The organism is Mesorhizobium sp. B2-4-18 (assembly GCF_006441385.1).
GTDB classification, from domain to species: domain Bacteria; phylum Pseudomonadota; class Alphaproteobacteria; order Rhizobiales; family Rhizobiaceae; genus Mesorhizobium; species Mesorhizobium australicum.
In genome coordinates this window covers 70,791-91,638 of sequence record NZ_VFUW01000009.1, presented here as the reverse complement: position 1 = coordinate 91,638, position 20,848 = coordinate 70,791, and the positions used below count along the sequence as shown (strand labels likewise).

Below are 20,848 nucleotides of genomic sequence, written 5' to 3'. Positions count from 1 at the left end.
GCCAGGCCAAGATCCTGAGATGCCTAACGACGGGCGAGAACTTTCGTAGGCTCATGAATCCATGCAAAGAAGCAATGAGCGATGCGGGTTGGCTGGACGTTGTTTGTAAAAAGTCGAATTAGGCAGTCAACCAAGCGCGTAAACGTCCGAGGGACAATCATGAACATGAGATATTTGAGATACTTCGCCGTATTCTCGATGGCGTCGGTGCTTGGCGGCGGAACGGCGTACACTCAAAATCAGATTACGTATGGCCAAGCCGTTCAGGGTCTCGTGCAATCCGGTAAGGCTGCGGGCAAAGTGGGAATCGACACCGCGGCGATCCGCGCGGACATCCAAACCCGGATCAATACGAACGCGAGCGGACCCGAACCGATGATGGCTGCGTTCGCCAAGCTTCCACACTTCATCGTGCAAATCCAATTCGACCTGAATTCCGATGTCATTCGGCCCGAATCTTGGGTCACGATGGGGCGAATTGCCGATGCGCTCCACAATCCACTCCTGTTGGGCAATCGGTTCGTGATCGCCGGCAATACCGACAATACCGGCTCGCGGCTTAGAAATCTGGATCTCAGCCAGAGACGGGCAGACGCCGTCGCCGAGATGCTTGTAACTGTCTTCCACGTTGAACAGGTGAGACTGCTTCCTCTGGGGCAGGGTGAAGAAAATCCCTTCGACCCCAATAACCCCGCAGACGGTGTGAACCGCCGCGTCGAGCTGTTCAACATCGGACCAAAGTGAAAGACGACCGGTGCCGTCGGAACGGGGAGAAATGCTTCAACAGGAGCGTTGCTGTTGCGCGCGATACGGTAAATTCTTTCCAATGGTCAATTTGACGCGTGGTCTCATGTCTTTCTGGCTATGCGGAAGAACGGCAACGAGTGACGTAGCCGCCCCTTCTCTGCAGTGCCTCCTCGACACCTTATCCGAGAAACTCGCGCGTCCTCCGGAACGTCAGATTCAGCGCGTTATCGAATCCGGATAAGCTGTACGCGAATGTCGTAATCGGCAAACGCGGCCGACATTGGCACACGCGACGTAGGACGGGATCAGAAAGGAATATCAGTGGATCTCCCGTGGCCGGCGGAAGCTGGAAAAAGCGTGCTGATGAAATCGCATTGCGATCAGCCACAGCTGACGCCTGGGTCGAGTTCCGATGAGCTGCGCCAGGGGTACTGCCCGACGGGCACTCGTTTGTTTCCCAAGGAACATCGACAGCTACACCTAGCCCGCTCGCCTGATGTTCGGGATGTTGCTCCCTCTTGGCTGCGTTCAAGCAGCCGCAAAGCTGACCTCGAGGTCCGGTTGGGGGCGCAAAGCTGCGGTTCGCGTCGTGGATAGCTTTCGGGTCAGTCTCTCCCGCTCCCTACCGGTCTTTGCAGCACCGAGACAGACCCATCACGCCCGACACTGTAGAAGATATCGCATGCTCTCCGAGTGGGGGGAAAGGCGGTAGCGCTCTAACAACTCGAACCCCCATACCGTCGCAATGTCCAAAAACCGAATCTAGTGCCCTACTTTGTCCATAAGCACGCGCAATTCAGGCTGAGGCGCGCCCCAGAAAGTTAGAAAGCTTCCAGGAACCCCAGCAGACTGGAAGCGCAGCGGACAATGAGGTTCACGGATATCCTGGCGAACATCCGGATCTAGGCGGTCAATGTCGGCAAAAGAGTGTTCGAAAAGGGCAGTCGACGGCTGCGTCGTGGGAACCAAAAAAGAAGAGAAGCAGAACTTTCGTGTGCGATTTTTGCACACAGATGCTCGCAACTGGCTGATTTTATTTATCTATCTATCCGCCCCATCCATCATAGGATCGACATCGCCAAACGACGCGTCTCGGCGCTGGGAATAGCGCGCCAGAAGACTTTTTGGAATCCATTCGTCAGGTGCAAGGCTGTGGACGCACTCGAACGTATAGGGCTGCCTCAGGTCGCTTCGCTGATACCAGCCGCCGGCCTCTGTTCCAAACGGTGCATTTTGCGCCCGATGATCATCAGTTTGCGAGCGGTGTTGTTGCGCAGCCGTCGAATGCGCCATGCCAATCCGATCTCGGTGGCGATCGCCTTGGCATAGAGGCTTGAACGCATCGCCTTTTCGTCTGCAGCAATCTTGATCGGGTCATCGTAAAAAGCAGAGACCTTTCCTGATCCCATCCCCGGTGTGGCCAACCAAAGGGGAATGTATGTCGAACACAGGCGATCGACATCAGTCAGCGCCCGATGGATGCCGTCTCCTTGCGCCGGGCATGTCGTGGAGAACGCGTCGCCGATGAAGATGACACCGTCGCGCCGGTGACCGCTGGTGGTGGTCAGGCTGACCTGCCTCAGCTCGACCGGGCTGTTGACGGCGAAGTCGCCGCAATGAAGGGCTATCTCCGGCATCAACTGCAAGAGCATTTGTTGCGGACTCGCGCGGAATGCTTGTGTCCACGGATCAGCAACGGTTCTGTATACAAACAGGTTTGCCCGCATTCGGTTTCCTATTCGGAACACGGTCAAAAAGGGAATGCGGTCTCTAACTCTCCCAGGATAGAAGGTGAGCGAGCGAGGACCGAATTGCTGGGGCGAGACCGCTAGGTCGAACCCGATCACCAGTGAATGCGCCTTCGATTGCTCAACGCGCTCCACGCCGATGGCGCGCCGTATCGCCTCGCTATAACCGGTAGCCACCACCAACAACCGGGCAGCGAGAATGGTGCCGTCCGTGAGCACAAGGCGTTGCCAGTTCGGGGCGGTCGAGACCTCGGCAACCTTCCCGACCATCAGAAGCACCTGTGGCGGCAGGGCCTCGCGCAGGCCGTTCACCAGCGGACCGTAGGAGAATCCGAACTCGGTGCTCTCCTTACGCTCAAAGAGCTGTCCGAAGCGGAAGACCTGAATTTCGTTTGTTGGGGTGACCAGGGTGTTTATGACAGGACCGAGGCCCAGCCTGTCGAACAGCTGCATCTGCTCCAAGCGAGTCTTCTCTGCCCGGAACTCGTCGTGGTGTACGCGGTGTGGATCAATCAGCGCGACCTTGCGCCCGGCTTTGCCTAACGCCGTTGCCAGGGTGGTGCCGGCCAGTCCGGCGCCCACAATGGCCACGTCGACTGATGTCGCCTCGGCGTGTTCGGCAATCGGTTCAGAGTAGGTCTGGCTCTTCATCGTGCCTCGTCGGGTGATGCCCCCGGGTATCTTGCCCGCGCTGTCCCCCTCAACTGCCTGATTGGGATATCAGCAGTGATTAATGTTTCCGTTAACGGGCCACCACGTTTGCCCGCCGCCCGTTCACGGCAGCGGCGGGCGTCCCTGGGGATGAGTAAAGGGACTTGCCCGGGCGTGCCGCGGTGAAACAGCAAAAAGCCCGCCGCGTGGCTCCCACGCGACGGGCCTTCCTTATGGAGTGGCAACATCCCGGAGGGGATCGACACTGCTTAATTAACCTCCACCGACGACTAAAGTTCCGGGCACGAAAAAAGCCGGCCGAAGCTGCGGGCTTGCTTGACACGGCACGTTTGGCCTGCGGGTATGATGATGGTCGACGGGGTGTCGCGGCCGTAGCTACGCACAAGCGCTCACGCCTGGTCAGAATCGCTTTCTTCACGGCGCAGCTCGCGTCCCACCGGTCGAGCCCGATCCGATAAGGACCTGGGCTGCAATGCTGTCCAGGCGCTTATTGCGAGCAAACCAGCGCTCGCTCTCCTTCGGATCGATAGGCGTATGCCAATAAAATCGTGGCTTGGCATGGGATAGATGCGCTCGCCGTATTGTAATTGATGTTGCCCTTGATGGGCTTTGCTGTTTATGAACGAGGATCGTTTCCGTCGCGATCGTACCCCGACACGCCAAGCCACTAGTCTGTGCCTGACCGTGCCGTCATTCTGGTCGCGAGTGGCGGACACGCGGCACGCCCTGACCATGTGATAGCTGTCAGGCTTTGCGCGGACAATTGGCATGTGCCGCCGACCTTACCCAAGCAGCGGCGCTACGCTGCCCTAACGAAACGACCGCTGAGGCGGATCGCCAACTCGCTGGCGCACCCCCCCATCTTAAAGAGGTTGAGCGCCCTGAGGGCTACGGCTTCGCGTTCAGGATCATCACGGACGATGCCGATCGCATCGCAGCAACTTTCGATTGCTTGACACAAAACGGCGATGTCCTAGGGGAAAGGTAGTCCTGCGAGTCCACAGCCGCTTCTCCAGTCCGTGTAGGCGAAAGCGTGTTGGGCTCTTTCAAGCACTCGATTGCCAGACGGGGCGAGCGACCAGCGCACGATGGGGTTAATCTCGCTGTTAGGCTATGATAGACGAACATTCGTGAGCTAGCGACAGATCACCTCGGAAGTCGCGGAGTTTCGGTGGCCTGTTGCAGTCAACGTTATTGAAGGCCGAGACGGCCGACGAATTCCAGGAAAAATGTCTAGCGATTTTCGCCGACAATCAGGTCGAAGCGAGAAGCGGTTCTGCGTTGTCGTTGAACGGGAACGGCTCCAGGAGGATGCCGCCAGGCCAAGCCCAGCGGCATCTCCTCTGGTGACTACGGCCTTTTCAGCGACGAACCGCTACGGCGTCGTTCCAGCCTGAAGCTTGGCCGCCGTCTGGTCGATCTTGCCGGCAAGAACACCTTGGGCCCAGGCCGTGACCTCGGCGTCGACCGGCTTGTTGGCCATGTCGGTCAGCGCTGCGTCGAGTGATGCATCATCGGTGCCGCCGCCGCAGCCGCGGCCGCAGCCTCATCGGCCGCAGTATTGTCGGCGTCGACCACCGCCTGCTGGGCAGTGATGTCAGCCTGCAGCGCCGATATCTGGCCGGGCAGGGCCGCCTGCTGTTCGGCTGTCATGCCGTCGATTTCGCCTGAGACAGCGACGTCAGTGCGCTCAACTGCGAATTCAGCGTATCCAGTTGAGCCTGGGCTGCGGCAGCCGTGGCAGCGGCCGCCGCAGCCGCGGCCTGCGCGTTCTTGGCCTGAACGAACTCTTCATCGACACTTTGAAGGACATCTATTTCGCCGAGAAGAAGATCCTGGCAACCCTTCCCCAGATGGCCAAGGCAGCGCAAAGCCCTGACTTCAAGGCAGCTTTCGAAAGGCACCGCGGCCAGACCCAGGAGCACGTCGCGCGCCTGGAGAAAATATTCGAAGCCCTAGGCAAGAAGCCCCAGGGCAAGACCTGTGCCGCCATCATGGGCATCACCGAGGAGGGCGCCGAAATCATGGACGACTACAAGGGCTCTCAGGCTCTCGATGCTGGTCTCCTTGCGGCGGCTCAGGCAGTAGAGCACTATGAAATCTCCCGCTATGGTACGTTGCGGACCTGGGCTAGCGAGCTCGGCATGGCCGAAGCGGTTAAGCTTCTCGAGCTTACCCTTGGCGAGGAAAAGGACACCGACGAAGCCCTTACGCAGCTCGCCGAGTCAGCCGTGAACGTCGCTGCCGAGGCAGCTTAGGAACTGCGACTACGGTGTCTGTCATTCGCCGAGAGAGACTCGCGGATACCGCACCATATGGGTCGGTATCCGCGGCGGAACGCTTCGGAAGATCAAGCGCGCCCTGGTCTGACGGCATGGCCAAAACGCTTTCCGGTTTTCCCACGCAGGCGCAGACCGGGTCGCCGGAATCGGCACCAACGACGTTTCATTCTTTGAACAGCGGGAGCAGAAAGGGATATGACACAACAAGAAGCGATCATCAGCGCCTTGCGCGTCGCTGCGAGTTTCGATGCCGCCGCGGAGGCACGCCGACGCATCGACTTTCTAAGCGGGTACCTGCGTGCAGCCGGCCTCTGCACGTACGTGCTAGGCATAAGCGGCGGTGTGGATTCGCTCGCGGCGGCACTTCTGGCTCAACAGGCCGTAAGCGAACTGCGGAGGGCAGGATACGACGCCAAATTCCTTGCTGTTAGGCTGCCGTATGGGACGCAGGCCGATGAGAAGGACGCTCAGCGAGCACTCGAGACCATCGGAGCTGACGAAGCGCACAGGCTCGACATCAAACCGGCGGCCGACGCGATGCTCGACTCGATCAGGTCGGCTGGCGTGGAGCTCGGCAATGCTCGTCGGGAAGATTTCTTGCTGGGCAACATAAAGGCCCGTCAGCGCATGATCGCCCAATTCACACTCGCCGCTGCCAGACGAGGGCTGGTCATTGGTACCGATCATGCGGCCGAGGCAATGATGGGCTTCTTCACCAAGTTTGGCGACGGCGCCGCCGACATCCTTCCCCTTGCCGGGCTAAACAAACGCCGGGTGCGCGCGCTGGCGGCGCATCTGGGCGCTCCGCCGCAACTCGTCAACAAGGTGCCGACCGCAGATTTGGAGAACCTCGTGCCGCTTCGTCCTGACGAAGATGCGTATGGAGTAACATATGATCAGATTGACGATTTCCTCGAAGGTAAGAAAATCGACGAAGCGGCGCGGAAGCGTATCCTTGATGCGTATTTAAGCACCACTCACAAGCGTTCGCTTCCGGTGGCACCCGATCTCCCGCTTCGCTAGCGGCGTTTGGTCCTTGCCACCCGTCGGACCGGCACCATGGCGCTGGGCGGCGTTGGGCGGCCGAGCCGCCTGAACATCAATGCATTTGCAGTCGGAGGATGAGACCGCACGCTGCGGGTGCCGTTCTCTCGTTCACAATTTTCGGTAATCGGCCTCAACACGAATTGGGAAATTGACGGAACGCGCGATGTAGCAAATCTCATGAATTCGATGATGGATGGCTGCAGCCTCGTCGAGATCGATGCCGCTTTCGACCTCGATCCTGGGCCGCAATGTGGCGCCCACGAAACGCCCGGCTCCGTTTGGCTCGCTCTCGCCATGGCCCACGGGTTGATCAGTATAAGAGTGGACGACAATTCCCGCGTCACTCGCCAGATGCAGGTACCAAAGCATGTGGCAGGCCGAAACGGATGCGAGAAGGAGATCTTCGGGATTGGGTAGCGCCGGATTGCCCCCAAGCAGCGGGTCATTGGAGCACTTTATCACAGGCTTTCCGATCGTGGTTATATCCCATGTCCGGTCGTAGCCCCGATACGTTCTGGTGCCGGCGCCGCGATTGCCGGTCCATCCTATGCGGCAGGTGTAGTCGTGGAATTTAGCCATTGCTATATCTCTTCTGTGTTTGGATTTTCTCTTATCGGCCCTCCGGCGCCACGTCGTGCAGGCGCCTCGCGAGATCTGCAACCTGCTCTGCTGTCCACTTCGAGTGTGTTCGTCGGCTGCTCGCTGGATCGTGCTCAAGCCCGAGACAAGAGCCCGCGCGCCATTCACGCCTGGGCCGGATCGGCCTTGCTGAAAAATTTCCGCCGCAAGTCGGGCAAACGTCGTGCAGGACCGTTGAAACGCACTCTGCACAATAGGTGCACTCGTAGCTGCAGATTCGAGCCTCCGAACTGCCCGGGGGCAGATCGCGGTCGCACCATTCGCAATTGGGCCTGATCTCGAGCATGGACCATATCTCTTTCCTCGCCGTCTGGATCGCACAAGGTTCTCGTGGCATAAATGCCATTATGACCTCGCATTCTGCCAACGCGCACCGCGAACGACTGATCGCCTTTCTGGTATTCGATCGCACGAAGCTTCTCGATGTCACCGGCCCGCTGCAAGTTTTCAATGACGCCAAGCGAGCAAGCGGAGAACCCGCGTTTCGTACCATCCTTGTTTCGCAACGAGGCGGGCCGATCGAGACGGATGCGGGCGTTGCTCTCCACACCGTCAGTTTCGATCACTGCCGTGAGCTCTCGATCGACACACTCCTGATTTCAGGTGGGGCGACGGCCTTAGAAGCCGCAAAATCCCGTCCTCTTCGGGGTTGGTTGATCAGACAAGCAAAAGACGTGCGTCGGCTTGGCTCCATTTGTCTGGGAGCGTTCATTCTGGCCGAGTGCGGCCTGTTGGATGGCCGACGCGCCACGACCCATTGGGAGCGTTGCGCCGAACTTGCAGAGCGATTTCCCGCGATCGACGTCAGGCCAGATCCAATTTTCGTACGATGCGGGGCCGTCTGGACATCGGCAGGAGTAAGCGCCGGCATCGACATGGCGCTGGCGATGGTTGAGGAAGATCTCGGCCACACGACAGCCTTGGCAATCGCACGGGAGTTGGTCCTGTACCTCAAACGGCCCGGCGGACAATCGCAATTCAGCACTGCGCTTCGTCAACAAATCAGAGACCGCGTCGGCCGCTTCGACCGTCTGCATGCTTGGATCAGGCAAAATCCTGGCGCCGATCTGTCCGTCCCGGCACTGTCATCCTTCATGGCCATGAGCCCGCGGAACTTTGCCCGCGTCTACTCTAAGGAAAATGGACAGCCCCCAGGACGAGCCGTCGAGGCTCTACGCGTTGAGGCCGCACGAGACCTTCTGGAGACCAGCCGCCAATCTGTCCAGCAGATCGCACATGAGGTTGGATTCGGCGATCCTGAGACTTTGCGGCGGGCTTTCATGAGATCGCTCGGGGTTGCCCCAAGCGACTACAGGAGCCGCTTTGCGCAAGCTCCTCCGGATTGGGAGTGAACCTGACAAATGGCATAGCCACTCAGCCGGGATTCGCAGGCGAGGATGCTTCACAGCAGCAGCTGGCGGTGCGAGTTGGGCGACTGGGCCATGCGACCTCCCGCAATGTCATGGCACCCCGCCCTAATTGGGCGGTCGCATGCGCTTGGCGGCACCTCCGATTGCGTTGCGGAAGGCAGCATCGAAATTTACGCCGGAAACCTCCCACTTTTTACCCTCTGTAACGAGTGGGAGGCGCCAAACCGCATGCCAGCCCGGCTCGTTGGTTTCCCAATCGAGGTGCCCGACCAAGATCGCGTCAGTTCCCAATCTGGATTTCAGTCTGGCCAGGCTCCCATCAGGTATTGCATCGACGTTATCCAGCGCGAGCGCCGATAGATCGGCCTCCTTCGGAAATATGATCGGTATCGCGAATCGCACCGAAGCATCTTCAAAGCTTTCGCGCAGGTCCGACCCGTGGACGCCATCGGCGGCGAGTACATAGCTACGCGCCATATCGGTAACCTCGATGACGAGCGCCAGCTTTGGGCGCGGCCCCAACCATGGTCTCTCACCCAGCAGCGCCATCGCATGGTCCATTCGCTTGCGGTCGAACTGGAACGTGAGATCGAAAGGCCGATCGCGTGTGCCCTGCTCGTCGTGAATTGGCCTGCCGAACATGCGGTCATGATAGGTGTAGGACCAAACCATGGCAGGCGCCCCGGTCGCCAGCGAAGCGAAGGCCGGATTGTGCACGATGTCGGGATTTCCGGTCAGCTTTTGCGCTGCCAGTGCGAAACCCTCAGGGATGGCAGGGACGCGCGTTTCCTCGCGATCTCCGGTGACGATCACGCTTGAGCGATAAAGGACATCGTCATTTGCGTGGGCAGTGACTGCAAACGCAAACCAGGACAAGAACGTCAACAGTGGCTTCTTCATTTGACCCGCCCTGCCCTCTTGAGTAACTGCTTATCAGGTTACATATTGACGATGATGGAATCAACAGAATTTGTCCGGACCTACCTCTCGCCGCGCGGCCCTATGCGAATGTTGGGTGGTGCGCCCGCCCTTGACCTTGCCAACACATTGCACTGGCGCGACGGAGCAGAGATCGACTGCATACCGAGCTATCAGGATCTGTTGGTCTTTTGCATTCCGGCCCTGTTGTTGTCGGAAAATGAAGGGCGGGTCCTCGAGCGTCGTGCCGTGACTTACCCACGCGTCGCCCGCGATGTGCATCTCGAGGTGCTAACGCTACGCGCCGCCCTCAAATCGTGGCTCAATGTCTGTGCGAAAAACCTCGGCCATGACGCCGCCTCAAAACGCGTTGCCCTGCGCAGCTTTCATAAAGCGATAGCGCAAGCGGGCGGCTCGGCTGGCCTTGGCGGCATCTTGAACCTCCAATCCTCGTCGGCAAACGAAAGGCTATACCTGCCGCTGCGCCGCTCAGCAGCGGCCGCTGCTATGCTGGTGCTGTTCCCCGCAGGAAAGGACATCCGGCGATGTGAGGCTGACAATTGCGGCGGGTTTTTCATCGACGACAGCCGCTCCAAACCGAGGCGCTGGTGCTCGATGGACAGTTGCGGTAACCGCGCGAAGGCGGCCCGCTACCGCCTGGCACATCGGAAGTAGCGCATGGGAAGGCCGGCCCGGCAGCCGGTCCGCTCAAGACCTGCCGCATCGGAGGTCGAGGGGGACTGTCTCGGTGGTCGCGATGGTACAGATTGTTGGAGGTAGGTCCGACTGTCTCTATCGGTCGACGCATATCCGCTGTAGCTGGGTACCCGGCGAGCGGCGGAACCAGGAGATTTTGAATGGGATCGACTGGTCCGGGCTGCGAAGAAACGACCACAATCGGGGCACTCGTCCCTTTGACTCGCCCCGGCTGGGTTGAGGCAGGCAGACATTTGCTTGCGGGCCTTCAGCTTGCTGTTAGCGAAATCAATGGCGCTGGTGGCGTCGGCGGCAAGGCGCTTGAGCTGCTCGTCCGAGACACCGCAGCCGACCCACAGAAGGCCTTCGCGGCAGTGGATGAACTGGCTCGTTTGGGAGTGGTGGCGATAGCGGGAGAGTATCACAGTGTCGTTGCTCGCGCGGCGGCTATCAGGGCCGACGAGCTCGGCCTACCCTTTCTCTGCTCGTCGGCGGTACTCGACAGGCTAACGGAAAAACCAACGAAATGGGTCGCACGTCTTGCCCCGCCGCAGTCCCGCGGCTGGCAAATATATGCCGACTTTCTCTCGCGCGCCGGCCACGATCGGATCTCAGTTGCATCGCAGCAGAGTGTCTATTGGGCATCTGGCGTTCACATTCTTCGTGATCGCCTGCAAGCAAATGGCGCGACCTTATCGGACATCAGTATGAGCTCGCTGGACCCCTCAATGTTGTGCGACCAACTTATGGATCATGGCGCAACAGTCCTTCTTCTTCTGGTAGGCCAGCCAGATCCAGCTATCTCAATCGTGAAGTCAGTTCGCAATGACGGCCGCCTGTCCACGATCAAGATCGGCGCTCCAGCTGGGCAACCGGAATTCGCTGAATGGGCCACATTGCTAGGTGAAGATAGCGCTGCGATCCCCTTCCTGCGCTACCGACCCGGACACCTCAACCCGCTAGGATCACGCGTCGAAAGGGAGCTGCGGGAGACGTTGGGCGAGGCGCCCTCCTTCGTTGCTCTGGAAGGGTATGACACGATCCTCGTCCTTGCTCAGGCAATACGGACCTGCGGCACTGACCGGAACAGCATCGCAGAGTCATGGCCGCACATAGAGGTTGCGGGCACCCGTGGCCACATCCAGTTCTTTCGCACACCAGCTACGACCGTTTGGCAGTGGACTGGCGCGCCGATCCAAATCGCCGAAAGAACACCGGGCAACCTGGCGCAATTCAGGCGTGTTGACGATCCAAGGTGAGGCGGAGTTGGCTGGCGGAGGCTCGCGGCGGCAGCAGCGCTGTCACCATTGGCCATCCAATGCGCCTTGGAGCATTCTCCAGGCTATGGCCAACGGGCTCCGAGAAATCTGAACCTGATGAATTGTTCCATGCAGCCGCTGCCGCAGGGAGCCCGCGTCGACCTCGTGCCGGCGCGGCGCGCTGCTCTCTCCCTTGGCAAGTGATGCTTTGGCATCAGCCCTGAAAATAGTTTTGGTGTTCCCAAACGAAAGGAACATCAGCGCCTAATTGAAGTTCGGGAGCCGATTCGGATCCGACTATTGGATCCTGGAAGGATATCCAATGACCAACGATCTCTCACGCAATCAGGAACGGCGAGGTACAGCTCGGATCGTGAGCTGGGCGGTCTTCGTGATCGCCCTCGTTTTTCTAGGCCTTCTCGCCTTTTTTATATTTGCGCCCTTGTCAAACGCTTCGCGGCAAGCGACACCCCTTAAGGTTGCCCCCGAGCAAAACCAAGGCGGCAACGCACCCGCGCCCACTTCGCCTGCCGCAGGCTGATAAGAAGCGCTCGTCTCGCCGCCAGACCCGGCAAGCTGAAGCTGCAAACCGCGATTACCTCCATACCTCTTCCAGTCCCAGCATCCGCTTCGGTGGCGTGATCTTTCTCGCGCCTCAGCGCGGGTGACCTAACCGACCAAACGGTGCGTATGAATGAACGCCTGTCAGCTACGGAGGAATGGCCCTCACCAATATTGGAACAATGCGGCACCCGGGCGTCAGGCAGGAACAAAGACACCTCTGCCTCGTTGCCTTCGTGAAGGGATTTCAGGCATACAGGAATAGCAAAATGAAGGTTTTGATCTTAAGCGCTTTGGCTCTTTCGCTTGCGGCTCCGGTGGTCGCTTCTGCTGCCGAGGCTGACGTGGTGGTTTCAACACATCACCGGCATCACCATGGCACAACCATCATATACAACGACGAAGGTGACCGTCTTCACCACCGGCATCGCGGCCAGGACGCGTTCTATGACAACGGCCATCGCTCGTGGCGCCATCGGCATCATCGCCGTGACACCGTCGTCATCACCCGCTCGGTGCACCGTCACCACCACAATCGGCCGGTCGTTATCCAGCAGGACGACTGATCGCTCTCCGGTCCGGCTCCATCCGTCCAACACGGGAACCGGATTGACCACCTAGAAATGAGATGCGCGTGCCCTTCAGCAGGCGTGTCATCGCTTGTCGAAGAGCATCTGGGAAGAGGTCCTTGAGGACCTCTTGTCCGCTGATCGAGCAAGCGTGCCCGACCAAGCAGCGCGTTGCGACCCCAACAGAGCCGAATGGTCGATTAGAGATGCCTATCGCATAGCCAATGCCTGCCAGACGAGTGTACTTAGTACACGACCGAGCAAGGTACTCGGCGGCGGCACATCCCTGGCCCGATGTGGTTAAGGTCGAGCGTACTGGCAGACCTCGCCCGCCGCCGAAGGTGTCGGGCTTTTTTTGTGCCGGAGAGCTGTTCGAACAACTTTCAAACGCATCCGCCGCCGCTGGTCGATCTTGAGGGAAACTCGGTATAACGTCGCGCGGGCGAGCGGATTTCACGCTCACCGCCGGCCTCGTCCGATTAGCGATTCCTGGGTCCCTGAATGGAACCGTTTCCTGCCGCTGCGCATTGATGGTCAAGTTAAACGGAGGGTAGCGCAGTGTCCATCATCGACAGCATCACCGGCATTTTCTCCTCCAGCGAGGCAGCTAAGAAGGCTCCTGCTAAGAAGGCCGACCCTAAGAACGCAACTGCAAAGAAGCGATCAAGTGCGAAGGCGAGCGCGGTCAAGAAGACCGGAGCCGCCCCCGCAATGGCAGCCCACTCAAAGAATTCCGCTTCAAAAAGCCAATCTGGTCAGCCCAAATCGGCGGCGAGTAAAAAAGCGACTGCGCAATGACGCAAAGTCTTCCGCCTCGGCGGCTTTCATTGTGATTCGGCCGTGACGCTGAATGGAAAGGTCGTTCGGAAATATTGCCAACGCCGTTGCTCGAGGAGTGGGTCGGCCTATCACATTCATCCTTTGCATTGCGTTGATAGCGGTCTGGGGTTTCTACGGACCTGTGCTCGCCTTTTCAGAAACCTGGCAGCTAATCATCAACACCTCTACGACGATCATTACCTTCCTGATGGTTTTCCTCATCCAGAATACGCAGAACCGAGATGGGGCGGCGGTACAGGCTAAGCTTGACGAGCTGGTGCGGGTGAGTACAGGCAAGAACAGCTTCATCGGGATAGATCTTCTAACCGCGACCGAGGTTGAAGAGATCAGGTCGACCTGTGAGGCCGCAGTGGCCCGCGCCCGCTCAACCGGGCAGACACGCAAAGGCGGCGAAGGCGCAAGGAAAGAACATCGCTGACCGTAAGTATGAGAAACGGCATTAAACCGCTCCTCGCCAATGGCACGAAGCAACATGCCCGCGATCGCTGCCGTAGCTTCCTTAGTCATTTCAGTAGACCTCATATCGAGACGGGCCTGGGATCTCGCGGCGCTACCTCCTCTTCCAAAAATTCTCCATGGAGAGGTAGGTGAACGAGGCCGTCCAGCTCAACAGCACCAGGCCAGTGAGCGCCTCCGATGAGGCAATCAGTCGGATCGGACCCTCGGCCCTGATATCGCCAACTCCCAGCGTCGTGTAATTGGTGACGGAGAAATACAGGAAGTCGACCCATCCATTGGAGATTTCTCCGACGATTTCGCCGAACACCCGATAGCTATGGAGGCCCCAGAAGACGAACCCGTAGAACGTAATCTCGACGGCATGTGCTGCAAGCGCTCCGAAGATTACGATCAGCAGTCGTCCTCGGCTGGGGAACCCGCCGACCTCGGCTGAACGGGCAGAGCTCGCGACCATTTTGAACGCCTCGTAGTGGACCAGAACACACGCTATCGCCAGAACGAGCGATACGAGACTCACTGCGAGACGTTCATGACCATGCACCATTCAAGGAGGCTTCGTGTTGATCGCGCGATTGAGTGCCTGTGTCACGGTCTGATTTTCTGCGATATAGAATTATTGCGTCCGGCTCGTCCAAGTCGCGAAGAAACTTCATCGACGCCCGGTCGGTGGGTTTACTGGATTCGGGGTGGTAACTTGAGGATCTGTGCGGGCTCTTTCTCCAACAGGTCATGCCCAGGCACCTCATCCCAGAAGGCTTGACGCAGGCCCTACTGATCTGGAAATGGTTGGTGCTCGTCCTCGAGTTCAGACCCGCGAATCTTGCCGGGGATCGGCCGACCAAGGCCGGAGCGGCCCTTGCCTTCCAACCGAACTGGATGCTCGTCACGTGCGGCCAAGCTGTATTCATAGACGGCGGCTTGCTCTTCATCAACCACACGGAACCAATGTTCCTGCAGTGCCCTTGGGGACACTCTTTGCCCGGCAGCCTGTTCGGCTGCTTTCATCGGATCGTCCTCCACGACGACGCGAGACGACACGACGGTGTCACCGTAGATCTCTTCCACCTGGTACTTTGCCATCTTGGCCTCAGCGAGCCTTTAGTTCTTCGCTTCGCGTTCCAGCTTTTCGGCGTTATTACCGTGTTGCTCAATCAGGTCGCGGACTTGCTGGGCCGTAATCCCCGGACTTCAAGATATCGCACCTCGTAGTCTTCTTCGACCGAGACGCGGTTCCGATCCCGAGAGTCTCTCTTTCGCTTGTCGTCTGCCATCTTCGTTCCTCCACTCCTGAGGGGCAACGTGGTTCGCCTGGCTTTGTTGCACAGGCTGGCCGCTTCGTCTCGGCGGGGCGAGTCCGGCGCGGGGCTGAGATGCTGAGGGGGCTGGCCTACTAGCCGTCCTTGTCGGTGGCGTCGACGGCGACTTCGAACGGCAGAATATTGGTGAGCCGGTAAAAAGGAAACAGCCCTCCCCAGGGCCATGAAGTCCCCGTAGCCTAATTTGAGAGGAAGTATTCCGATAACGCACGGCAAATCGTGCCCACGCTGGCGATCGCGACCTGTCAGCCCAACGACAGCTGGCGACCATTACGACCGCATGCCGCATCCTGCGCCGGCCGATTGCATGCGCAGGCTAGGACGCAGCAGTCTGGCGACCCGGTGAAGCCGTTGCCTCTGAAATCCCCCTTCCAAAAGAAGTGCGGGAAAAAGTTCGCTGATTTGTAGCTAGGCGCATTTCTTTAATCCGACAACCTCGACGCCGAGGCGGAACGCCTGCCCGTCCGCGTATGAGGGCGCGTACTCTTCAGATTCGAAAGTAAACGTGATGACGCTCCCATAGGCGGTCACACGCACGGTCCATTTCTTCTCGCGGATGATTTCAACGGCATGCTGCTCATGCGGAGCCATGCTCTCCTCCCAGACGTTGAGGCAGCATCTATAGCGTCGTGAAATTCATTTGAATGCAAATAATCCGACATGTGACGTGTCGAAATTCCGGAGCCGCGCCGGACCGATTAGGCTGTTATGATCTTGAGCTGTTCGAGATGCTCCATGGCCAGCTTGTGCAGCGTTTCGGCCGTCTCTTCCTGGGTCCATCCTTGGGCGATGGAGGTGGCGACAAGGGCGGCGAATGCGGTTTCCAGAGCGACCTCGCAATTGACAGGTCGGTCCGGGCTGGTCTCGGGAAGAATGGGTGGAGCAACTTCAGGGGTTTTTGTCATGCACAGCAATCCGCGCGGCTGGAAAAGGTTCCAACCGCCGGCAGAGGAGTTTGGCCCAGCCGTAGGCTGCCTAACCTGTCAAGGTGCGCGGCCGTTCTTAACGTCGCGGTAACGATAACACGGGAGCAAGCAGACCGTGAATGAACGGACAGGATCGGCGGTGGTTATGCCTGGCTCAACAGGGGACCATCTCTTGCTCGTGACCGCCTTCGCCTTGCTGATCTCCTTCTCGGCCAGCCATGCCTCGCTTTCGTGGGCAGCGCCTATTACCGCTCAATCCATATCCGACCTGAACCGGTCCAGCCACGGGTGGAAACTAAGTCCAACAAGACCCACTCCTACACCGACGACCGGATATGAGGGTCCCCGGCGTCGGCGATCGCCCGAGCGGATCGCTGCTCCTGCGGATTTGCAACTATAAATCGCTTGCCGCGTTGATGCTCGCACAACGAGCGAAGGGACGCCTCATGTGGTTCTTTACGGCCATACTGCTGGGGTTCGTCGTGGCCATCTCGCTCGGGTGGGCTGTCGGCAGTATTGGTCGGTGAGCCACCGGGCTACTCCCTCTAAAACGGACAAAGTATCGACCCGGATTAGGAGAGAGGCACCGCCGCAAGCGGTTTGGCTGCCAGAGATCGGTTGTACGCGGGCAAAAACCTGTTACGCCCTTGGTTCGTTTGATGGTTGCGGATGTTGCTGGTTGAGCAGCGTGGAAAGGGCTGTGATGACCTGAGGCAAAGCAAACGGCTTCGTGCATGATGCTTTCTGGGACGCCCTCCGCGCCCCAGTGCGAGGCACTGTCCCCGCTTAGATATACCATCGTCGCATTGGATTGCCGCACATGCCGGGCAACTTCCCAACCCGATCGTCCATCACCCAGCTTTATGTACGAGATCAGAGCGCTGTACGAACCCGGGTCCGCATCAAAGGTCGACAGGGCTTCGCAGCGCTACTCACAAAACCTGGAAGCCAGCTTCTTCGAGAGCGTCCTGTAGGTCGAGCAGTATCATTGGCTCGTTTCAAAACGATCAGAACCGACCCATTTGCCATGATTCGCCCCGGATGGCACAAAGCGCGGAAAGAACTAGTTCCGTGTGATGAACGGCTGCCCGCGAGCGCAGATTTATCTGCAGTGGGAACTTCGACTGATCGCTTCTGCAGCAGTGATGCAGTCCTGTCGAGCGCACTCCCTTCAGCGGCCGCGACGGTCGGTTTGCTTGCCACCGTCCGCACCTGCGGCTGGTGTTCATGGCCCGTGAAGTCGCAGGTTGTAAGCGACGATGGCCCTTAGGGCTAGTCGTTCGGCGGATCGCCGAGCTCTCCCAAATACCCAATTCGCAGTCTGCCGAATCAACTTGCCGACATGTCGGCACTGTTCACATCCCCAAGGTTTGATCGGGCTCCAGATGAAGGAAAGCTGCGAGCGAGCGACGAGCAGCGTCGTGGGCAGGGTGTTTAGTGGCTTGGGCGAACTGCACCAATGCGTGCTCCACTCCGCTCACCGCCGTTTCCGTTAGCTGCATGTGATAAAGGACCTGGTGGGTGAGCATTGCGAGCTTGGCGTCGCGGTACAACGGGCTGTGTTTGACCCGTCCGGTATCGAAGTCTCCGATCCGCATGATGGTTCCTCCAAGCATTGTAATGACTCCAAAGCAAATCTCTGGCGTCGGCATTGGTTCCGATGGCCTCGAATCGCTTTCTGCAAGGAATTGGCGCCCGCCGACGGCTTTTGGTCGTGGCTGAACTCGGCGCCGATGGCGGTAGGTCATGCACCTCACGCTGCGATATTCGCGCAGCCGAGAGACCGCGCACAGCGCGGCTGGACGTTGGCAGGTACACAATGTCCGAAACCCTGTGGCCACTCAGCCGGTATGGACGGCGAATGTTCAGAAGCCCTGCTCTTGGGGCTGACAGCGGCGCAGACGGCGTGCCAGGCCGCGGCGGCCGGCCAGCCTCCACCCGAACGTTGCGATCATTGTTCCGGCTGTGGTTCATTTTCGGCTTCCCAGCATTCGGAGCGGTGACCACCATCAACAGGCTGAAGATCACGCGACCCGCTTCCAATGAATCTGATATTCCGGCCGGTTTAGTTGGGAAGTCGCGCTTTAGATGCCGTTTGCAGCAGGTTGTGCGGCAGAGAGAGTTAGGCACTCGGTGGCGGGCTCAATCGAAGGCTGTTCGAACACAACTTACCGGCGCCCTCTGGCCGACAACTCGCAGGCGCTCACCCGATTTTGCGTGCCCTCGATACGTTCCCTCCAGACGCAGAAAGCCCGCCGGCCCGAGCCAGCGGGCAGTCACACGGAGCCGCGGCACCCGGCCCGATTTGGTCTTCTGGGCATCGGTTCAATGTCCACACCGCCTGCGCTCATCTGCCGCGATCGTCCCCACACAGCCTCGCCCGATCGGTTTGCCCGTACCTGATCGTGTGACCATGGCCATGTCTCCTATCGGCCCGCGGCGGACCGGCGGGCTGCGATGGCCGGCGCGGTAAAGGTAGTGAGTTCGGTGCCTTGGCATCCACCTAGCGTTTCTTCGTCGGCTCGACATTTGCATGCAGGACGGAATGCTATCCCAGCCGATCGGCCCTCAGACGAGGCCATCTTCGCTTCGCGAGCTTTGCGCTCGGCATCGGTGACGACGCGAGTTTCCCGGTCGGTCTGTTCCTGCCTTAGCCTGTCGACCTTGCGACGACTATCGGCCCCTTCAATAGACGACGCCGCGCCCACCAGCCGCCCACCCAGCCATGGTCGTTTAGGTTTCAAACGAAGGCGCCAGACGCGATCGCAGTGGGCCCGCCTCACTGGCAAGGGAAGCGGGCCCGGCCAGGTATTGGGGACCTGACCAGCAGCACGGGTGCTGCCGCCTGTCGAACCAGCCGACGAATATCAGGTTCCCCTACGTTGCATAAAAAGCGCCGGCCTGAGCCAGCGCGCAGATCACAAGGAGGCACCGCAACAGGATAAGCGGTCCGGCTCCGGAACCTCTGGCCGGACACATGTTCCGGCAACCAGCTCGGCGGCCGAAGTGCAGTCGAATGTGCCGCGGCGAAGCATCAGGCGAAAAGCCCGCTGGCAGCGCCATGCTTCCAGGCCAGCTCGGTCGATAAGGTGATGAACGCATCACCAGTTCCAGGCATTGCTTCGCTGAACTGAATGCGGCCACCGGTCGGGATCAATGCCTGGAGAATGTCGCGGCGGTCTTTCACCAGCACGTCGCGCAAGTCGTCCCGTCGAGGTGCAGGAGGTCGAACACCACCAGATAGAGGTCGCGCCGATGTGAGACTGGTAACGGCTGATTGCAGTGCAGGTCAGGCAGGCCAGCTTCATGGATAGTGATCGCCTCGCCGTCGATGATGAAGTCTTTCGCCTCGATCGCCGCTGCTTCGCCGGCAAGCTGGATGTATCAGCCCCCTCCAATCGTAACCATTTTGGTGACTAACCGAAGCGCGTTGTCATCCAATGACCCACCCATCGAATTTTATCTCATGGATCCACTCATCGCCTTGCGGCGGGGGTGCCGACCAGTTCGGGCGCGATCGGCCTGGTGAACTTCAAACGCATCAACTCACTGACGAACTGTCCGTTCCAATAAGCTTTAGCTAAAACAGCTCCGGAACATTTAGCCTGACCGGATGTTGCAGCCCGCATGACAAAGCTATCCGACCTTGGCCCTCCGATTCCCCGCAAACTGCGTGGAGGGCAGCATATTGAAGAGCATCTTCACTTCTACAACTGCCCGTACTGCGGTCAGCGGGTCAACCAACGCGATTTGCGCCAAATCTACTGGCACGAGCGGCCTGGTCATGAGCCGCTGGAGCCCGAGCCTGAGGCGAAGGTGATCGAATTTCCAAAGCGGAAATAAGAAATCCCAGCGAGCGCATGGCCGGCGACAAAGGGATGGGCAGTTCAGCAGACGACGAACACGCCGCAATTCCGCCTACCCGCCATTGAGCTTTACTCTGGAAGACCAGCTGCATTATGCACGATGGCATCGAGCACGGTTTCATAAAATGCTGCCGGTCTCTTGCTCGATTTCGGTGCTACCGATCCCGATCGCCTTCGCATCGGCAAAAGCTTCTGAATAGCCTCTGCCACCGAGATCCCGTCTAACCTGGCCAGACCTGACAGACCTGCTCAGCCGCTTGTCCAAAAAGTTTACGGCCGCGAGTGGTCTCCGCCGCCCTCATGCGACGAACGTAAGCGAAGGTTCGCCTCCCGCCCCTTGTTTCGCAGACACGCACCCAGTTTTCTTCTTGGTGTCTCAATGTGACCGGCTGGCCGACGTGTGCTTCTGCCGCTTTGAACGGCGCCTGGGCCATGAGCACCTGCGAAGACACAACCGACTCGCCGGCCATTATCTCAACTCGATACTCCGCCACTTCGCACCCTCGCGACTGTTACACAACCGCCATTAAATTAGTTTGAGCTAAAATAGTTCCGGAACTTTGCCGTACTACGGCACTGGCATGTAGGTTATGTGCACCCTTACCTGGACGGCAACGGCCGTATGGCGCGGTTCCGCATGAATAAGCGTTAGCATGAATGTGAAGCCGTTTGCGGCGTTTCTGGCCGAGCAGGTTAACGAACAGGCCCGCTTCAAGAGGTCAGGCACTCGCGGCCGATGAAGGTGATCTGCCGCGTCCCGTGAACGATCTTGGCCTGCACAGCGAATTCAGGTGAACCTCGTGACGGCCTCCACCCAGAAGCCCCTTCCGAGCCGGGTTAGCGTTGCAGTGCGGACAGGAAAGTCAGGTCCTTAGCGACCAGACGATTGGACGAAACAATACGTTGCTCGCGGGATGAATTGGTCCAGCAAGT

At 59.1% G+C, this 20,848-nt stretch carries 21 protein-coding genes and 1 pseudogene; 11 read left to right on the top strand and 11 right to left on the bottom strand.

Translation table 11 applies throughout. The features are described from left to right. Nucleotides 1–159 precede the first annotated feature (159 nt). Nucleotides 160–744: an OmpA family protein gene (locus FJ527_RS21345; RefSeq protein ID WP_181166428.1), complete on the top strand. Its 585-nt coding sequence runs from the start codon at nt 160–162 to the stop codon at nt 742–744. A 1,184-nt stretch (nt 745–1,928) separates the two neighbouring features. Here the strand turns inward: FJ527_RS21345 and FJ527_RS21340 are convergent. Both FJ527_RS21340 and FJ527_RS29665 read right to left on the bottom strand, forming a co-directional pair. After that, nucleotides 1,929–3,146: an NAD(P)/FAD-dependent oxidoreductase gene (locus FJ527_RS21340; RefSeq protein ID WP_140619139.1), complete on the bottom strand. Its 1,218-nt coding sequence runs from the start codon at nt 3,144–3,146 to the stop codon at nt 1,929–1,931. Nucleotides 3,147–4,655: 1,509 nt separating this feature from the next. Then, nucleotides 4,656–4,820, bottom strand: coding sequence for a hypothetical protein (locus tag FJ527_RS29665; protein WP_246677754.1), 165 nt, complete (start codon nt 4,818–4,820; stop codon nt 4,656–4,658). Between the two features lie 68 nt (nt 4,821–4,888). Between FJ527_RS29665 and FJ527_RS21330 the strand changes: the two genes are divergently transcribed. Then, entirely contained in the window at nt 4,889–5,425 is a 537-nt protein-coding gene (locus tag FJ527_RS21330) for a DUF892 family protein (RefSeq protein ID WP_246677775.1), read from the top strand. Between the two features lie 219 nt (nt 5,426–5,644). Next, nucleotides 5,645–6,472: an ammonia-dependent NAD(+) synthetase gene (gene nadE, locus FJ527_RS21325; protein WP_140619137.1), complete on the top strand. Its 828-nt coding sequence runs from the start codon at nt 5,645–5,647 to the stop codon at nt 6,470–6,472. 132 nt (nt 6,473–6,604) lie between these two features. Here nadE and FJ527_RS21320 read toward each other — a convergent pair whose 3' ends face one another. Next, nucleotides 6,605–7,075, bottom strand: a complete 471-nt coding sequence (locus tag FJ527_RS21320) for an OsmC family protein (protein ID WP_140619136.1) — start codon at nt 7,073–7,075, stop codon at nt 6,605–6,607. Nucleotides 7,076–7,106: 31 nt separating this feature from the next. Beyond that, nucleotides 7,107–7,421, bottom strand: a complete 315-nt coding sequence (locus tag FJ527_RS21315) for a DUF1272 domain-containing protein (protein ID WP_140619134.1) — start codon at nt 7,419–7,421, stop codon at nt 7,107–7,109. Between FJ527_RS21315 and FJ527_RS21310 the strand changes: the two genes are divergently transcribed. Then, a complete protein-coding gene (locus FJ527_RS21310) occupies nt 7,420–8,487 on the top strand; it encodes a GlxA family transcriptional regulator (RefSeq protein ID WP_246677753.1) in 1,068 nt (355 codons plus the stop codon). The genes FJ527_RS21315 and FJ527_RS21310 overlap by 2 nt on opposite strands. A 123-nt stretch (nt 8,488–8,610) precedes the next feature. Here the strand turns inward: FJ527_RS21310 and FJ527_RS21305 are convergent, their stop codons facing one another. Beyond that, nucleotides 8,611–9,405 carry a DUF2066 domain-containing protein gene (locus tag FJ527_RS21305; protein WP_140619131.1) on the bottom strand — a complete coding sequence of 265 codons (795 nt, stop codon included), beginning with the start codon at nt 9,403–9,405 and terminating at the stop codon, nt 8,611–8,613. Between the two features lie 51 nt (nt 9,406–9,456). On the opposite strand from FJ527_RS21305, the gene FJ527_RS29495 reads away from it, so the two are divergent. From FJ527_RS29495 to FJ527_RS21275, 5 genes are all read left to right on the top strand, one after another. After that, nucleotides 9,457–10,098: a CGNR zinc finger domain-containing protein gene (locus FJ527_RS29495; protein WP_210242367.1), complete on the top strand. Its 642-nt coding sequence runs from the start codon at nt 9,457–9,459 to the stop codon at nt 10,096–10,098. A gap of 182 nt (nt 10,099–10,280) precedes the next feature. Beyond that, nucleotides 10,281–11,378 (top strand): ABC transporter substrate-binding protein, encoded by a 1,098-nt coding sequence (locus FJ527_RS21295; protein ID WP_140619129.1) that lies wholly within the window; start codon nt 10,281–10,283, stop codon nt 11,376–11,378. Between the two features lie 830 nt (nt 11,379–12,208). Continuing rightward, complete coding sequence (locus FJ527_RS21285) at nt 12,209–12,505, top strand: hypothetical protein (protein WP_140619126.1); 297 nt, start codon at nt 12,209–12,211, stop codon at nt 12,503–12,505. Nucleotides 12,506–13,066: 561 nt separating this feature from the next. Then, the gene (locus tag FJ527_RS21280; protein ID WP_210241256.1) at nt 13,067–13,306 is read left to right on the top strand and encodes a hypothetical protein; all 240 of its coding nucleotides are present in this window, start codon (nt 13,067–13,069) and stop codon (nt 13,304–13,306) included. A gap of 52 nt (nt 13,307–13,358) precedes the next feature. Next, nucleotides 13,359–13,766 (top strand): low affinity iron permease family protein, encoded by a 408-nt coding sequence (locus tag FJ527_RS21275; RefSeq protein ID WP_140619124.1) that lies wholly within the window; start codon nt 13,359–13,361, stop codon nt 13,764–13,766. A gap of 132 nt (nt 13,767–13,898) precedes the next feature. Here FJ527_RS21275 and FJ527_RS21270 read toward each other — a convergent pair whose 3' ends face one another. The 5 genes from FJ527_RS21270 to FJ527_RS21240 all read right to left on the bottom strand — a co-directional run bounded on the left by FJ527_RS21270 (nt 13,899) and on the right by FJ527_RS21240 (nt 17,665). Continuing rightward, nucleotides 13,899–14,261, bottom strand: coding sequence for an ion channel (locus tag FJ527_RS21270; RefSeq protein WP_181166427.1), 363 nt, complete (start codon nt 14,259–14,261; stop codon nt 13,899–13,901). Nucleotides 14,262–14,575: 314 nt separating this feature from the next. Then, nucleotides 14,576–14,887 (bottom strand): hypothetical protein, encoded by a 312-nt coding sequence (locus FJ527_RS21265; RefSeq protein ID WP_140619120.1) that lies wholly within the window; start codon nt 14,885–14,887, stop codon nt 14,576–14,578. Nucleotides 14,888–15,531: 644 nt separating this feature from the next. Continuing rightward, a complete protein-coding gene (locus FJ527_RS21255; RefSeq protein WP_140619118.1) occupies nt 15,532–15,714 on the bottom strand; it encodes a hypothetical protein in 183 nt (60 codons plus the stop codon). A gap of 107 nt (nt 15,715–15,821) precedes the next feature. Then, complete coding sequence (locus tag FJ527_RS21250; RefSeq protein WP_140619116.1) at nt 15,822–16,028, bottom strand: hypothetical protein; 207 nt, start codon at nt 16,026–16,028, stop codon at nt 15,822–15,824. A 1,376-nt stretch (nt 16,029–17,404) separates the two neighbouring features. Beyond that, a complete protein-coding gene (locus FJ527_RS21240) occupies nt 17,405–17,665 on the bottom strand; it encodes a hypothetical protein (protein ID WP_140661332.1) in 261 nt (86 codons plus the stop codon). A gap of 338 nt (nt 17,666–18,003) precedes the next feature. On the opposite strand from FJ527_RS21240, the pseudogene FJ527_RS29660 reads away from it, so the two are divergent. After that, a pseudogene (locus tag FJ527_RS29660) lies at nt 18,004–18,084 on the top strand (DUF2269 domain-containing protein); the annotation flags it as partial. 999 nt (nt 18,085–19,083) lie between these two features. On the opposite strand, the gene FJ527_RS29365 reads toward FJ527_RS29660, so the two are convergent. Further along, nucleotides 19,084–19,251 (bottom strand): hypothetical protein, encoded by a 168-nt coding sequence (locus tag FJ527_RS29365; protein WP_181166426.1) that lies wholly within the window; start codon nt 19,249–19,251, stop codon nt 19,084–19,086. A gap of 1,256 nt (nt 19,252–20,507) precedes the next feature. Between FJ527_RS29365 and FJ527_RS29920 the strand changes: the two genes are divergently transcribed. Then, nucleotides 20,508–20,567 (top strand): hypothetical protein, encoded by a 60-nt coding sequence (locus FJ527_RS29920; RefSeq protein WP_348642621.1) that lies wholly within the window; start codon nt 20,508–20,510, stop codon nt 20,565–20,567. Nucleotides 20,568–20,848 lie beyond the last annotated feature (281 nt).